The sequence below is a fragment of the Vibrio sp. 10N.247.311.13 genome (genome assembly GCF_041467595.1).
GTDB classification, from domain to species: Bacteria; Pseudomonadota; Gammaproteobacteria; order Enterobacterales; family Vibrionaceae; genus Vibrio; species Vibrio crassostreae_C.
In genome coordinates this window covers 58440-73570 of record NZ_JBFSUX010000017.1, presented here as the reverse complement: position 1 = coordinate 73570, position 15131 = coordinate 58440, and the positions used below count along the sequence as shown (strand labels likewise).

Below are 15131 nucleotides of genomic sequence, written 5' to 3'. Positions count from 1 at the left end.
GGATTAGGTCATGCGCCATCGTAAAAGTGGTCGTCAACTCAACCGCAACAGCAGTCATCGCAAAGCGATGTTCAGCAACATGGCTAGCTCTCTTGTTCGTCACGAAGTTATTAAAACTACCGTGCCTAAAGCAAAAGAACTACGTCGCGTAATTGAGCCATTGATTACCCTAGCTAAGACAGACAGTGTTGCTAACCGTCGTCTTGCATTTGCTCGCACTCGTGATAACGAAGTTGTGGCAAAACTATTTAATGAACTAGGCCCGCGTTTCGCGGCTCGCCAAGGTGGTTACACTCGCATTCTTAAATGTGGTTTCCGTACTGGTGATAAAGCTCCAATGGCTTACATTGAGCTTGTAGACCGCCCAGCTGCTGAAGAAGCTGCTGAGTAATCTATACTAGATTCTTAATACAAAAGCCGAGCATTAGCTCGGCTTTTTTGTGTCTGTAGAACAAGGAAAAGATAATAGAAATTGCACCATGATGTTTGGCACTTTTTGCTTGTCTTATCTGCTCCAATTTTCAAAAATGTCTCGTATCTCGTATCTCGTATCTCGTATCTCGTATCTCGTATCTCGTATCTCAAATATCTTTTCTTCCACGCACAAAAAAGAGCACCGAAGTGCCCTTATTAGATTTTAAGCTAGCTATTAATAACTAACGATTATTGCCATATAGCTGAAAGTGAATCCATCAGGCCGCTCGTCGCACCTTGTGACTGCAATGCTTGAAGAATGATTGGCGCAAATGTCGTAACCATTGATGGATCCATGCCTAATCCAGAAAACGCACTTTCAACGGCACCTTGTGAGCTTAGTAGCGATGATAGCCCCGTAGACTCAAGGCTCGACATGCCTGGAATAAGTGTCGCGAGTTCTTTGTTGTCGGCTGTGCCAAGTGAGTTTTGTGCAAGGGCCAACATTGAACCAATACCGCCAACTGCTTGGTCGCTGGTAACAGAAGCTTGGTCAGCTACCGTATCCACAAGTGGTGTTGTTTCGTTCTGCTGAGACCACATATTCACTGCTGCCATTAGTGCAGTTTGTGATAGTTGGGAATAGTTGGTATCTGATGATGAACTGGTTTGTTCAGAGTCGCTAGTGCTAGCGCAAGAGACAACAGCAAGGCTGCTTAAAACTGTGATGAGTACTTTCTTCATTATTCGTCCTTAAGTAATAAAGTAATTTACTCTTTCACTATAAACGAAAAACGGCGATGTAGTCACATCGCCGTTGGATTATTTCAATTTTATTTGCCAATAGTATTTTGTTTTACTAAAGGTTTTTATAAAAATTAAAGAATAGCTAGAAGTTCTACTTCAAATACTAGAGCAGCAAATGGTGGGATTGCAGCACCTGCGCCACGCTCACCGTATGCTAGATCTTGAGGGATGTATAGCTTCCACTTAGAGCCAACAGGCATCATTTGTAGAGCTTGTACCCAACCTTGAATTACGCCAGTTACTGGGAATTCAGCAGGTTGACCGCGAGATACAGAGCTGTCGAAAACAGTACCGTCAGTTAGTTCGCCGTGGTAGTGAACACGTACTTGCTTGTCTGCAGTAGGGATTTCGCCAGTACCTTCAGTTAGTACTTCGTACTGAAGACCAGACTCAAGAACTGTTACTTCTGAACGAAGAGCGTTGTCAGTTAGGAAAGCTTCGCCGTCAGCTGCTGCTGCTTTAGCTAGTTCTTGACGTGCAGCTTCACCACGAGTGTGTAGCTCTTGTAGTGCGTTGTTGATTTCGTCAACTTCGATAGCTGGCATGTCACCAACTAGAGCTGTTGCGATACCAGCAGCGATTGCGTCAACGTTTAGGCCTTCAAGACCAGAACCAGCAAGTTGTTGGCCCATTTGTAGACCGATACCGTAGCTAGCTTTTTGCTCTACAGTTTCAAATTTTACTTCAGACATGAAAAGTCACTCTTTTTGTCAGTACGAAAAGGGTAAGAATACCAGTATTAGCAGCGTGAAGAAACGGCTAGTCCCTGATCACTTGCGCTTTACCGTGCCCAAATCACAGCCATGTCAATTTTCTCGCTTTGGGCCTTGTTGTGACGGAAAGATCTATACTGTTGGTACTTTGGTTTTTATACTGTAGTTATTCAATGTATAGGACGCAGTGGTATGAATCGTCGTCAAAAGAAAAAACAGAAAGTTGACCACTTAGCAGAATTCAAGGATCGACTGAATCAGGTCAAAGAGAAATTGAGTTCGATCGATGTGAAGAAAATGAAAACCTCGACAGCGCAAACTTGGGGTTCATTGCCGAAGTTACACCAAAGACTGTTGATGGTGATTTCTCCGATCGTACTGATATTACTTTTTGTGCCGCTACCAGAACCTAAAGTAGACACAGCTCCAACAACATCGCGCGTTGAGCTTGAAATAAACACCGTCGGCTTAAGCGAACAGCAAAATGCCAAGAACAGCTCATTAGAACCGAGTAACAAAAATTGGCAGGAGTACCTTGTTAAGCAAGGGGATACGTTAGCGCAGGTTTTTCGAAACAACGATTTGCCATTGTCTGACTTGAATGCGTTAGTGCGAATTGAAGGTGCAGATAAGCCGCTCAGTCAGATTCGTAAAGGCCAGCTGGTTCGTTTCAAACTTGCTGAAACTGGGCAGTTGGACATTCTTCAGCTAGAGAAAGGCGACACTTCGGTGATGTTCTTCCGCTTATCCGATGGTGGCTTTGGTCGCAGTAAGTAGATGAATAGTGAGCCTGAGTTAAAGCGCTTCACCAGACACAGATAAACGATAGAAAAGAGCTAAGCATTAGCTCTTTTTTTTGGTCGCTTGAAAGGGGCGAGTGGCAAGATGATAAGCATGATTCCGATAAAGGTTAATGTATCCGGAATCTCATCGAACCATATTGCACCTATTAGCGCGACAAACACCAATCCTGAATACTCAGCCAAGGCAATTTGGCTAGAGTGTGCTTTTTGATAGGCAGCAACCGCAAGGCCGTTGTAACTTAAGATTAGCGTCGCACTCAGGGCTATGTATCCCAAATGCTCCACAGACACTGGCTGCCAGTATAAGAAGCACAGTACTAATGAGGCTGGAATAGAGAATAAGGTTGTCCACCACAGCGTAGTGACCACCGTTTGCTCACTAGGAAGCTTTCTTACGAGTACATTAAATAGTGCTAGGGTGAGTGCTGTCCCCAAAGCAAACAGTGCCGCCCAATGAAATTGTGATGGCCTCAAGACAATCAATGCACCAATAAAACCTATGGTTGTGCCGATAACCTTGCCGAGTGCCGGTTGCTCTTTCAATAGCAACATTGAGAGCGGCAACATCAGTAAAGGCGCGACATAAAATACTGCGTTGGCGGTTGCCAAAGACAAGTGAGTGATCGCGACCACCATGCACCCACTGCCGATCAGAATTAACTGACCTCGAATGAAGGTTACCTTAGCCTGCTGTAAGCGCCGTTGTTCTTTTTTCTGCTGTAGCCACAAAGGGGTGATGATGAGCAGAGATATCAACTGTCGGAAAAAAATATACTGTAAGGGCGGTACTTCGCCATTTAACAGCTTTACCGCTACGTCGGAAAGCGAGGCAAACAAGTTACCTGCAACCAACAATAGAATACCGGCAGTGATATTCGTCATTATTTTTCTAATCTCATGTCTATATGAGGAATGTCATCTTCGAGGTACATATCCGAGATGGTGTTGAAGCCGTGGCTCGCATAGAAGTTTTCTAGGTGTTGCTGCGCGCCAATATCAATGGCCGTATTTGGCCAAAGAGCCTCGCAGCGTGTTAATGCTTCTTTGATTAATTGATGCCCCAAGCCACCACCTCTTGCCGATTGCTTGGTTGCGACTCGACCGATGCTGGTGTTGTCGTAAGAGGTACCTGGTGGTAATAAACGTGCACACGCTACCAACTCTTCATCAGCATAGCCAAGCAGGTGCTCAACACCCGCGAGTGTATCTTTACCGTCCAGCTCTGGATAAGGACAAGTCTGCTCGACCACAAATACATCGACTCTTAATTTAAGTACTTGATAAAGCTGTTGTGTTGAGAGTTCAGAAAAAGGAATTGAGTGCCAAGTGATCATGTTTACATCCAGAGATTATCGATGCTCTGAATGTACTATGCGCGATGATTGTTGGCATTAACTATTGTTAATTCGACCTTTAATTCTGCTCAGGCTGATTGCGGTTATTCCTAGGTAGGCTGCAATTTGATTGTCGTTCAAGCGCTGCTCAAGGTCGGGATAGTGCTCGCAGAACAGCTGATAACGTTGCTCTGGTGTATAGAGCAGCATGAAGCGTTCTTTGTTTTCCTTATGCATCAGTTGTGTTTCTAACAGCTTTAAATACAAAGGATTATTTGATGCACGCCACTCGATAACCGCATTCATTGGCAGCTCTAACATGGTGATGGGTGTCAGCGTTTCTAATAGGTAAGGGGACGCTTGGCTTTTTATCAGACTCTCAAAGCCGATGATCCAATCTTGTTCCCAATAGAACTCTTTACTGTATTGCTTGCCGTCATTGGTCAAGTAGCAGGCATGGCACAAGCCTTCAAGTACAAAGTAGATTGAACTCGCCATCTCACCTTGATTGATCAAGATGTGTCTGGTTGGCAACTCAAGTGGCTTGGCGACAGCAACTAGAGATTCAATCTGGCTTTCAGAGAAGTCGAAGCTTTGTAGTTGTTCGATAAAAGAGGTGTGCATGAAAATAACCTAACCCAAATAAGTGCCGAAATCATCGCACTTATTTGGAGAGAGGTACAGAGCGGGATAAATCAACGTCGTGCGTGTTGCTCTAGGTAATCTTGAGCAAGCTCTCTGCCCATGTATTTACCCAGAGTCTTCAGTGGTACCTTTTTAAGGTTCACCACAATCAAGCCATCCAAGGCATCATTAAACGATGGGTCGACATTAAAACACACCAGTTTACCGTTCATCCCTAGATATTGGCGCAGCAGTACCGGCAGGCCTTTACCTTGCTCCATGCGTGCTAACACTTTAGAGAGCAGAGGCACACTCGCCAGTGAAGAGAGCAGGTGATTCTGCCAGAACACATGACTACTCGTATTGAGTGGCGACGAAGGCGAAACCAAATTCGCCTTTTCCTCATCGTAATGGTGGATTGATAAGGTGGTCGCGATCAACAGACGCGCATTGTGGCTGTAATCATTACTGATACTGACAGGGCCGAACAGATGGGTGTATTGAGGGTGATGAGACACAAAGGTCGCGATACCTTTCCACAATAGTAGCAGTGAGTTCAGACTCTTTTGGTAAGGTTTACTTACTACCGATCGCCCAAGCTCAATGCTGTTTTCTAGAGTATCAATGAATTCTTGGTTGTAGTTAAACAGGCTACGAGAGTAGAGCTGATCAAGCCCGTGCTCAGCGATAAGTTTGTCGACCATACCGAGTCGATACGCGCCAACCAGTTCTGCCTTGGTTTTATTCCACACAAACAGTTGATGGTAGTAAAGGTCATACTCATCTAAATCACAGGCCAGCCCGCTGCCTTCTCCTACTTCTCTAAAGCTTTCTTCTCTTACTCGACCAATCTCGCGCATTAAGTTAGGAATGGATTGGCTAGGCGTGCAGTAGACCTCAAAGTTCCCTTGCTCGAGCAGTTTCATCTCTTCAGGGAGTGAGTCTATCTCTATTGATAAGACTTCTGGTGGAATAGGCGCTATCACTTGGGTATCGAAAGAGGGCGCGTGGATTGGCGTGTTCGGACTATCTTGTTGACTCATTAGATAGGTATTAAGTCGTAGGTAGTTGACGATATCCATCTCTTTTTCAAACGATTTTATCTCTGAATACGGAATCGATGAGCCAATCGAGATAGAGATAGTTGTCGCTTGTTTATTAAGAAGTTCACGGCCAAGTAAAGCCGTTCTCAGTAGTGGGTGAACACGGCCCGCTTGGTAGAAAAGCTCACTGTTCTTGCCATTGATAAAGATAGGTACCGTGGTGGCTTGATGACGTTTAACGAACTTCGCGACTGATTTGCTCCATTCGATATCAGTTAGTGTTTTAGCCCCTTTGCGGTAACTCGATACTTCGCCAGCAGGGAACACAATCAAGAGTCCACCGTCTGCTAAATGACGATTGGCATCTCGAATAGCTTTAGCATTGGTGCGTTTCGATTCTTTACTGTTAAAGACATCGACCCCAATAAAAAGATCATCCAGTTCAGGCAGTCGCTTGAGCAACTCATTGGCCAACACCTTCACATCCTTTCTTACCGATCCTACGAGATCAGCAAGGATCACACCTTCAATCGCACCAAGTGGGTGGTTAGCCACAATGACTACTGGCCCTTGTTCGGGGATGTTTTCCGTGCTTCCCGATGCAACCGAGTAGTCGATATTGAGCGCCGACAGAGTGTAATTCATGAATTCGAAGCTAGATAACTCGTTTTTACGATCTTGGTAGAGTCGGTCTAGCTTAGATAGCCCAGTTGCCCACTCGACAACAGACTCACCTAAACCAAAAGGCGTGTAACGTGGTAAACGAAAAGGACTATCAATCATAATGAAATTACCTTACTTAATCAGTTGCGGCCAAACTTTATCGGCTTGTTGAATATGCTGTGCTTGGTCTTGTTCCCAACGCTGCTTAATCTCTTGGTCGTAGTTGAGGTAAAGCTTGTTATCAACAATTGTCCATTGGTTCGGGTCACCGGGTGCAAAGTCACTTTTTGCTGAAACAGCCCAAGCGCAATAACCCCCATATTGAGGGGCATATTTTTCAGGATTATTAACAAATAAAGTCAGATTCTTTTCAGAAGAGAAATACCAGTCCGCGCCTTTGTACTCGGTGCTGAATTTGTTACTGCCTTCGATGGGCTTGCCTGAAGTGAAATAAGCCACAGTGTCGTAGCCATCGAGCGCCTTACTGCTAAAGAATCCTGTGTAGATTTCATCGGCGGCAAATACGTACGGGCTAACGAGTAGCATGACCATGGTTAATAGTTTTCTCATGATGGACTCCATCTATAGATTGATTGCTGGTGATAAATCGAAGGTAAAACGCTGTTGATTTATCTGGCATGGTTTAATGGGTTCACAAGGCGAGCCGGGTGCGTAAAACATCGAGGCTTGGCCGTGTAGATTGCGTAAGTGTGTAAAGCTCACGGTGTGCGCGTCTTCACGATGCATACAGGTCGCTAAATGAGGCTGTTCGCTGTGATGGTGAGAGTGAAACTGAAGTAAGTTCTGTTGATTCTTACCCGTTGCCATAAGCTGATCGTATTTTGCTTGTCGATAGGCTTGTACTCGCTCTAAATCAACACCGGATGAGAAGAGTGGAGAATCAGTGTCGACGATGTGCTGTTGAATACCATCCCACATATAGGCGATAACCAACCCATTGTTCTGAGTTAAGTTCGGCGCAAAAGCCAACAAGGTAAACGGGGCAAAAGAGTGCAGGTCGAGCTGATGAAATGCTTCAGAGAGCTGACTGATGTTACGACTCGATGATAGGTTCTTGAGTAGCAAACCACGGCTGACTAAAGGTCCAACAGGGACTATGCCTTGATAGTTATTGAGTAGGCATAGTGAAAGCCCGAACTCATTGATACTGATCCAGCTACCACCGCCAGTTGGGTCGAGTGGCATGATGATATCGACACCGTTGACTCGATACTGTTTAGGCGGCATTGCTAGTGCTCGCGTTTTTTGTTCGTCACGGTTAAAAAAGACCTGATAACCATTTTCTTCAAGCAGCCAAGATACTGAACACATGATTATTGCTCCCTCAGATAGCTGCTGGTGGTTGGGGCATAACCAAAGGTATTGCATGTTTCGACATCAAGAAAGGTCGTGATCACCTTGATCATCGCATAGTGATGATTGGCATGCAGAGCAGCAAAGGTGACCTCTCTTTCTAACGTAGAAGGCAGGCTGGCGAATACTTGTGTATCCATTGAAACTTCGGTTTGGATCATGATAGGCGCTTCGAGATCTCTGCGGTCTAATCGTTCAAGCCAGTTGATCACATAATGGATCTCTTTTACTGCAATTGAGCGGTCGTATTCGACGGGATGACCACGACGACGAGTGTTGTAATCAACGGTCGCATTCTCTTTTAAGATTAAGGCGTGAAAAAGATCGAGCGTGTGACGAGTATGTTCACCGATAGAGCTTGTAACGTGTGGCTTTGCTCGTGTCAGGTAATCGCTGTCAGAAATCGCTAACAAAAACTCTAGACCCTGATTCAATATCTCTACCGCTCCCTTGATACTAGGAGAGAAAGAAGTAAGGGCGCTCGGTTGGGCTATGGGGTTCATTCATGATCCTCGTGCAAAGTTAGTCGGTAGTCGGATATTGTTGAACAAGACGTCGCTCTTCTTGCCACGCCGCAAATAAGCTCTTGAAAGAAGGGGATTTGTGGCCTCGTTGTTTTTGCTGAGCGCCAATATCAAAAAGAATGCGATATTGCAGGAGTAGCGTAGAAAATATCTCTCGTAATGGGGTGTTGCGATCCCAGATATGTCCAGCCTCACTGCTTGCGCCATTGACCTCAAGAATCGTGAAATCCTCACCGTTCATGAGGCTGTACATGTCTTTAAACTTGACGTCGAGTCGACCAAAGTGAAAGCCATCGAAGTCGTCGAATATCTCGTCTAAGCGTTCTGTTAGAGCCTGAGTGATGTATTGATTACCGTCTCGGAAGATACAGCCACGGCTATGGCTGCCTGCAAACGCGAGTTGGAACTCTTCACCCTCTGCGAGCACTTGATCCAATTTATCTTCATGCCTTGGTAGATACAGGTGGCTGAGTTGCCCAGCGCGCGGGCTGTTTTCAATTAACTGCTTGAGTGTCGACTTGCCATCACCCATCACCATTGGCGCATATTTGAGTGTGATCGAGATGATCTCACCTTGCTTTTTATTTGGGTAACGAACGTAGAAAACACCCGCTTCGGCTTGATAAGGCGCCTTTTTTTGCAGTAGAAAGCGAGCATTATTTGGGAAAGATTCGACATATTGCTCAAGTTGAACTTGGTTGTTGATCAGCTTAACGCCAACACCTCGACAGCCAAGATCCGGCTTAGCCACGATAGGGAAATCAAGATCCGTTTGTATGAGTGCGCTGCGTGCGTCTTCGGCTTGTTTTTTACTGCCGAGATCCGTTTTGGTTAGGGTTATAAACGGTGAGATCCAACGCTGACTTGAAGATCCGGCAAGGCTCAATATCTCATGTTTTGATTCGCCTACCATGCCGCTTAACTTAATGCTTGGATTGGCGATGAGCGGCAGCGCCCAGTCAAAGTGCCGTAACCCTTGCATCAGGCTTTGAATGACCACTGGCGTGTAGAAGAACCAAGTCGGAAGAAACTCATAAGGAGAGACACTTCGCACGGTATCTTTTTCAAGCAGAGGCATACCTGCATTAATTTGATGTGCGGGAATGATGCGAATATCTTGCGGTGAACTCATGATAGCCCTCTAGAGTAGGTTTTATTCATTAATCGATTGCCGATAAACAGCAAAACGATGGCACACGGGATGATGATCCATTGATATTCAGAGGCTTGCAGCCAGGCTGATGTCCCTAAATAGTAGATGGCAGAGAAGACAATGCCAGTCCAGAGCGCAGTTGCGCTGATGACGGCAAATAAGAAAGTAGGCAGTGGGATGGCGAAAAAGCCACTTAAGGTAAACCCGACGGTGCGTAGCCCAGGAATAAAGCGGATAACAAAAAGGCTGCTGAATGCGTTTTGACGTAATTTGGTACGAAGCGAACGAAAGTACTTATTGGTGAGGGCTTTATATCGAACGCCTCGGAAGTAACGTCCTGATTTACCAAGGTAATAAAGACCAAGATCACCAGTGGCAATGCCAATGAAAATTGCAAGTAACGCATATTGCGGTGGGATGAGTGCTTGAGTCGCTAAACCAGCGGCCGTCACGATTGCCAGATCTTCAAGCAGGTAAGAAAGCGCGATAATGCCAAGCATCAGCCATAGCAGCGACTCCTCCCCTGAATGTAACCATGCTTGAATGCTCTCGACGGTGCCCATCAAATGTCCTTATCTATCCTATAGATGAATGGCTTACCGGCCATTCATTGAGTGTAGTAAATTAAATAGACAGGAGGAGCTCAGAAAAACTTACAGCGAATTGCTGCTTTTTTACGTTGATTGGATTCAATAGGTGATTTGAGGTGTGCGATATTAGGCGAAGAATGAGCAGGAGTTTAAGCTTCGAAAGCTGAGGCCTTACACTAAGAATTTAGATAAGAAAAGAAAAAGGCTGAGTCGTTAAACTCAGCCTTTTAGAAGGTTAACTATTGATTACTAGAGTAATCTATTTAGTTAGATCAATTTGGTAAACGCCGAAACCAACATCGTCAGTGGCAACACGTTTCATTGGGTATTGACCCTTCTCTTTAATGAACTGTGCCGCTTTCTCACTTGGCGACGTTTCAAAGCGGATATCTAGCTTTTTATCCGTTTTGATTGGTGCGAATGACCAGTTGTTGTCAGCTGTTGGGCTCACTTGACCTTGTTCTTTGCTTACGCGAGAGATGTAGTTTGCAAGAACAGTACGGTTCTCATCTGGTGCATCAAATGCGATGAAGTCTTCACCTGTGCCTGGGAACTTAGCGCTGTATGCACGGTAGTTGTTGGTTGCGATCAGGAAGTCTTGCTTCATGTCGATTGGCTTACCTTGGTAAGTTAGGCCAACAATACGCTGTGAGTCAGGGTTAACGACTTTACAGTTTGCATCGTATTTCGCAGGTTGAGTTACGTCGATTTGGTAATCAACACCGTCGATAACATCGAAGTTGTAAGTGCGGAAGTTCTCCCACTCGATCAACTGTTGTGGTGCTGTTGAGTTAACATCAACTTGGTTGAATTGACCAGCAGAACACTCAAGCCACTCTTTTACTTCGTGACCTGTTACCTTCATCGCAACTAGTGTGTTCGGGTAAAGGTATAAGTCAGCTGCGTTACGGAATGTCAGTTGACCAGATTCAACTTCAGTGAAGTTCGCTGGGTCATTCTTACGGCCACCAGCTTTGAATGGTGCAGCCGCGGAAAGTACTGGCGTACCATCTAGGTCAGGGTCACCTTGGATGAACTGTTCAACGTAATCTTTCTGTGCAAGGTTAACGATTTGAACTGTTGGATCGTCTTGTACTAGAGACAAGAAGCTGTACATCACATCGTCTGCTTTACCAATCGGTTGGTTAACAAACTCACGAGTACCAGCGTGGTCTTTTTCTAGTGCTGTTACGATGCCTTCATCAGCCGCAGCAAGAGATTTCTTCTCGATCTTGTCGTAGATAGGGCGTGCTTCTGATTGGCCTTTAACGACTTCCCACTTACCGTCTTTTTGTGCCAGTGTTAGGTCCATAACACCAACGTGGCTACCCCAACGACCTGGCATTACTGCCGCAACGCCGTTCATTGTGCCCGTTTCGTTGTCGATGCCTTGAATGTCATCAAAACCTTTACCTGGGAACACTGCGTGAGAGTGGCCGAATGCGATCGCATCAATGCCATCTACTTCAGATAGGTAGAACGTTGAGTTCTCTTCGCCATTTTTGTATGGGTCAGTTGATACGCCTGAGTGAGGGATAGCAACGATAACTTCAGCGCCTTCCGCTTTCATTTGAGGCACTAACTCGTTAGCCGTCTCAATGATGTCACGAGCGATTACTTTACCTTCAAGGTTCTTCTTATCCCACGTCATGATTTGTGGTGGAACGAAACCGATGTAGCCGACTTTTACTTCATGCTCTACGCCTGCAGTATCTTCAAACGTGTGCGTCTTGATGATGTAAGGTGTGAAGTAGTGTTCTTTGGTTTTTGCGTCGTAAACGTTAGCACTGATGTACGGGAAATCAGCGTCGTTGATTGACTCTTCTAGGAAATCAAGACCGTAGTTGAATTCGTGGTTACCTATGTTTGCAGCGTCGTAGCTTAGCTGGTTCATAGCTTTGTATGCAGGGTGAACTTCACCCGCTTCGATGCCTTTGTCTGCCATGTAGTCACCCATTGGGCTACCTTGCAGCAAGTCACCGTTATCAACTAATACGCTGTTGGTTACTTCGTTTTGAGCTTCTTTTACTAGAGTTGCAGTACGTGCTAAGCCGATTTTTTTCGATGGCTTGTCTTTGTAGTAATCGTAATCCATTAGGTTGGTATGGATGTCCGTTGTCTCTACGACACGTAGTTTAATCACTTCATCGGTATCTGGTGTTGTTGTACAGCCTGCTAGAGTCAAACCAAGACCCGCAAGCACAGCCAATGACAAAGGTTTCATTGCAACTTTCATTTTGTAGCTCCAAAGTGGATAGTAGAAAATTCGTTGCGTAATGTAACAAAATGGAATGAAACAATGATTACAACGAATGTTAATTCGTGACTTAGATCGACTACTTTATGGTGTTCTGCAAGACGCCTCCCAAACCTGATTAATCGATGTGCAACTGATATCGATAATATTAGTCCATTCATTTCACCTGCTTATCGATAAATTCAATCCCTTATCAGCTTTTCGAATAAAAAATGAAATTTTAGAATTTCCAGTAATATGAGAGGCTCGTCATAATGCCTATATCAAGGACGTATCAGGCAGACGAATAGCAAGGATAGCTCAACACGAAGCTTCTGTTTTCTTCTAGTGCCAATACTCCCATTCACTCAAGTGGATGAGTTAAATCCCATGCTTGGCAAGACCAAGTAATGAATTGCTCGTAACGCGAGCCTTAAAGGAAGCACTGAAATGGACCAAGAACGTTTAACCCACCTAAAACAGCTCGAAGCGGAAAGTATTCATATTATCCGTGAAGTAGCGGCTGAGTTTGATAACCCAGTGATGATGTACTCCATCGGAAAAGATTCTTCTGTGATGCTTCATTTAGCTCGCAAAGCGTTTTATCCAGGCAAGATTCCATTCCCGCTATTGCATGTAGATACGGATTGGAAATTCCGCGAGATGATTGAGTTTCGTGATCGTACGGCTAAAAAGTACGGCTTCGACCTTTTAGTACATAAGAACCCAGAAGGTATTGAGATGGGTTGTAGCCCATTTGTACATGGTTCTTCGAAGCACACTGACATCATGAAAACACAGGGCCTTAAGCAGGCGTTAAACAAGTATGGGTTCGATGCGGCTTTTGGTGGTGCGCGTCGTGATGAAGAAAAATCTCGTGCGAAAGAACGTGTTTATTCTTTCCGTGATAAGAACCATACGTGGGATCCAAAAAACCAGCGTCCAGAGCTTTGGCACACCTACAACGGTCAGGTTAATAAGGGCGAAAGCATTCGTGTCTTCCCGCTATCTAATTGGACTGAGCTCGATATCTGGCAATACATCTATCTAGAGAGCATCGATATTGTTCCACTTTACCTTTCAGACAAACGCCCTGTAGTTGAGCGTGATGGCATGCTGATCATGGTTGATGATGACCGTATGGAGCTGCAAGAAGGTGAAGTGATTGAAGAGAAAAGCGTTCGTTTTCGTACTTTAGGCTGTTACCCATTAACCGGAGCGGTTGAATCTGAGGCGAATACGCTAACGGGCATTATTGAAGAGATGCTGGTGGCGACGTCTAGTGAGCGTCAAGGTCGAGCGATTGACCATGATCAGTCGGGCTCTATGGAGCTGAAAAAGCGCCAAGGTTATTTCTAAGAATCTAAGGAAAGAAAAATGAATAGTGCAGTAGAAGCCGAATTGGCTGAACTAGGGATTGAAGGTTATCTAAGTCAGCATCAGCATAAATCTATGCTTAGATTTTTAACTTGTGGCTCGGTAGATGACGGTAAAAGTACGCTAATCGGTCGCTTACTCCATGATACAAAACAGATTTATGAAGATCAGCTAGCGGCGGTTCACTCGGATAGCCAACGAGTGGGAACGACAGGTGAGAAACCTGATTTGGCACTGCTTGTTGATGGTCTGCAGGCTGAGCGTGAGCAAGGGATCACGATCGATGTGGCTTACCGCTACTTCTCGACTCAAAAACGTAAGTTCATTATTGCTGATACTCCTGGGCATGAGCAGTATACGCGCAATATGGCAACAGGCGCTTCAACGTGTGATCTGGCGGTGATCTTGATTGATGCTCGTAAGGGCGTTCTGGATCAAACACGTCGTCACTCGTTTATCTCTAACCTGCTTGGTTTGAAGCATTTCATCGTTGCTGTAAACAAGATGGATCTCGTGGATTACGCGCAAGATCGTTTTGAAGAAATTCGCGATGAATACCTAGAGTTTGCAGAAAACCTAGAAGGCGAAACCAATATTCAGATCTTGCCAGTATCGGCGCTTGAAGGCATCAACGTTGCTGCACCAAGTAAAGAGCTTGCATGGTTCGAAGGCCCATCTCTGCTAGAAGTGTTAGAGAACGTCGACATTGACCAAAAGCGTTCGGCAGGTGAATTCCGATTCCCAGTTCAGTACGTCAATCGTCCTAACTTAGACTTCCGCGGTTTTGCTGGCACCGTTGCCTCTGGCCGTGTCAGTGTCGGTGATGAAATCAAGGCGCTGCCGTCGGGTAAAACCTCTAAGGTTGCACGCATTGTAACTTTTGATGGTGATTTGGAGTCTGCGCAAGCGGGCTTGGCAGTAACACTGACTCTTGAAGATGAGATTGATATCAGTCGTGGTGATTTGATTGTGCTAGAAAACGCGCAGATTGAATCCACTAACCACGTATTGGCTGACATCGTGTGGATGACAGAGCAACCATTGCAACCAGGCAAAGCTTACGACATCAAGATCGCAGGCAAGAAAACCGTTGGTCAGGTTGAAACGGTTCGTCACCAATACGACATCAACAACCTATCGACTCACGCTGTCGATGAGTTGCCATTGAATGGCATTGGCTTGTGTGAATGGTCACTGAACGAGACTGTCGCGCTGGATAAATACCGTGAAAGTGCCGATACCGGTGGCTTCATCGTTATCGACCGACTAACCAACGTGACGGTTGGCGCGGGTTTGATTCGAGACCGTTTGGACTCTGTTGAACAGCAAGTCGGTAACTTCTCTGCATTTGAACTTGAGTTCAACGCATTGGTTCGCAAACATTTCCCTCATTGGGATGCCAAAGATCTAAGCCAACTACTGAAGTCATAAACGACCAAGTAACAGCTTATTGAATCAGGCGGAAACCGATCGTTT

16 protein-coding genes are annotated in these 15131 nt (G+C 45.3%); 4 read left to right on the top strand and 12 right to left on the bottom strand.

What is annotated here, in order from left to right; genetic code table 11:
- The first annotated feature begins 10 nt into the window (after positions 1-10).
- Entirely contained in the window at positions 11-391 is a 381-nt protein-coding gene (gene rplQ / locus AB6E52_RS09850; RefSeq protein ID WP_004729812.1) for a 50S ribosomal protein L17, read from the top strand.
- 272 nt (positions 392-663) lie between these two features.
- Here rplQ and AB6E52_RS09845 read toward each other — a convergent pair whose 3' ends face one another.
- The gene (locus tag AB6E52_RS09845) at positions 664-1158 is read right to left on the bottom strand and encodes a DUF2780 domain-containing protein (protein WP_017058875.1); all 495 of its coding nucleotides are present in this window, start codon (positions 1156-1158) and stop codon (positions 664-666) included.
- Positions 1159-1292: 134 nt separating this feature from the next.
- Positions 1293-1913: an FKBP-type peptidyl-prolyl cis-trans isomerase gene (locus AB6E52_RS09840; RefSeq protein WP_017078817.1), complete on the bottom strand. Its 621-nt coding sequence runs from the start codon at positions 1911-1913 to the stop codon at positions 1293-1295.
- A 213-nt stretch (positions 1914-2126) separates the two neighbouring features.
- Between AB6E52_RS09840 and AB6E52_RS09835 the strand changes: the two genes are divergently transcribed.
- The gene (locus tag AB6E52_RS09835; protein WP_017068022.1) at positions 2127-2711 is read left to right on the top strand and encodes a LysM-like peptidoglycan-binding domain-containing protein; all 585 of its coding nucleotides are present in this window, start codon (positions 2127-2129) and stop codon (positions 2709-2711) included.
- 59 nt (positions 2712-2770) lie between these two features.
- On the opposite strand, the gene AB6E52_RS09830 is transcribed toward AB6E52_RS09835, so the two are convergent.
- From AB6E52_RS09830 to AB6E52_RS09785, 10 genes are all read right to left on the bottom strand, one after another.
- Complete coding sequence (locus AB6E52_RS09830; RefSeq protein WP_017058877.1) at positions 2771-3619, bottom strand: DMT family transporter; 849 nt, start codon at positions 3617-3619, stop codon at positions 2771-2773.
- Positions 3619-4071 (bottom strand): GNAT family N-acetyltransferase, encoded by a 453-nt coding sequence (locus tag AB6E52_RS09825; RefSeq protein ID WP_102320285.1) that lies wholly within the window; start codon positions 4069-4071, stop codon positions 3619-3621. The genes AB6E52_RS09830 and AB6E52_RS09825 overlap by 1 nt, the downstream gene beginning before the upstream one ends.
- A 57-nt stretch (positions 4072-4128) precedes the next feature.
- Complete coding sequence (locus tag AB6E52_RS09820; RefSeq protein WP_048605962.1) at positions 4129-4695, bottom strand: Crp/Fnr family transcriptional regulator; 567 nt, start codon at positions 4693-4695, stop codon at positions 4129-4131.
- Between the two features lie 71 nt (positions 4696-4766).
- The gene (locus AB6E52_RS09815) at positions 4767-6521 is read right to left on the bottom strand and encodes a lysophospholipid acyltransferase family protein (protein ID WP_102320284.1); all 1755 of its coding nucleotides are present in this window, start codon (positions 6519-6521) and stop codon (positions 4767-4769) included.
- A 12-nt stretch (positions 6522-6533) separates the two neighbouring features.
- Positions 6534-6971, bottom strand: a complete 438-nt coding sequence (locus AB6E52_RS09810) for a YHS domain-containing (seleno)protein (RefSeq protein WP_102320283.1) — start codon at positions 6969-6971, stop codon at positions 6534-6536.
- 12 nt (positions 6972-6983) lie between these two features.
- Positions 6984-7733 (bottom strand): NRDE family protein, encoded by a 750-nt coding sequence (locus AB6E52_RS09805; RefSeq protein ID WP_102320282.1) that lies wholly within the window; start codon positions 7731-7733, stop codon positions 6984-6986.
- 2 nt (positions 7734-7735) lie between these two features.
- On the bottom strand, positions 7736-8278 hold the full coding sequence (locus AB6E52_RS09800; protein WP_017083769.1) for a hypothetical protein: 543 nt from the start codon (positions 8276-8278) through the stop codon (positions 7736-7738).
- Between the two features lie 19 nt (positions 8279-8297).
- Positions 8298-9431, bottom strand: a complete 1134-nt coding sequence (locus tag AB6E52_RS09795) for an ATP-grasp domain-containing protein (protein WP_102320281.1) — start codon at positions 9429-9431, stop codon at positions 8298-8300.
- A complete protein-coding gene (locus AB6E52_RS09790; protein WP_017071303.1) occupies positions 9428-10015 on the bottom strand; it encodes a DedA family protein in 588 nt (195 codons plus the stop codon). Before AB6E52_RS09790 ends, AB6E52_RS09795 begins: the two co-directional genes overlap by 4 nt.
- A gap of 286 nt (positions 10016-10301) precedes the next feature.
- A complete protein-coding gene (locus AB6E52_RS09785) occupies positions 10302-12278 on the bottom strand; it encodes a bifunctional 2',3'-cyclic-nucleotide 2'-phosphodiesterase/3'-nucleotidase (RefSeq protein ID WP_102320280.1) in 1977 nt (658 codons plus the stop codon).
- A 414-nt stretch (positions 12279-12692) separates the two neighbouring features.
- On the opposite strand from AB6E52_RS09785, the gene cysD reads away from it, so the two are divergent.
- Both cysD and cysN read left to right on the top strand, forming a co-directional pair.
- A complete protein-coding gene (gene cysD / locus AB6E52_RS09780; RefSeq protein ID WP_226088532.1) occupies positions 12693-13637 on the top strand; it encodes a sulfate adenylyltransferase subunit CysD in 945 nt (314 codons plus the stop codon).
- 18 nt (positions 13638-13655) lie between these two features.
- A complete protein-coding gene (cysN, locus tag AB6E52_RS09775; RefSeq protein ID WP_017058887.1) occupies positions 13656-15086 on the top strand; it encodes a sulfate adenylyltransferase subunit CysN in 1431 nt (476 codons plus the stop codon).
- Positions 15087-15131: the final 45 nt, after the last annotated feature.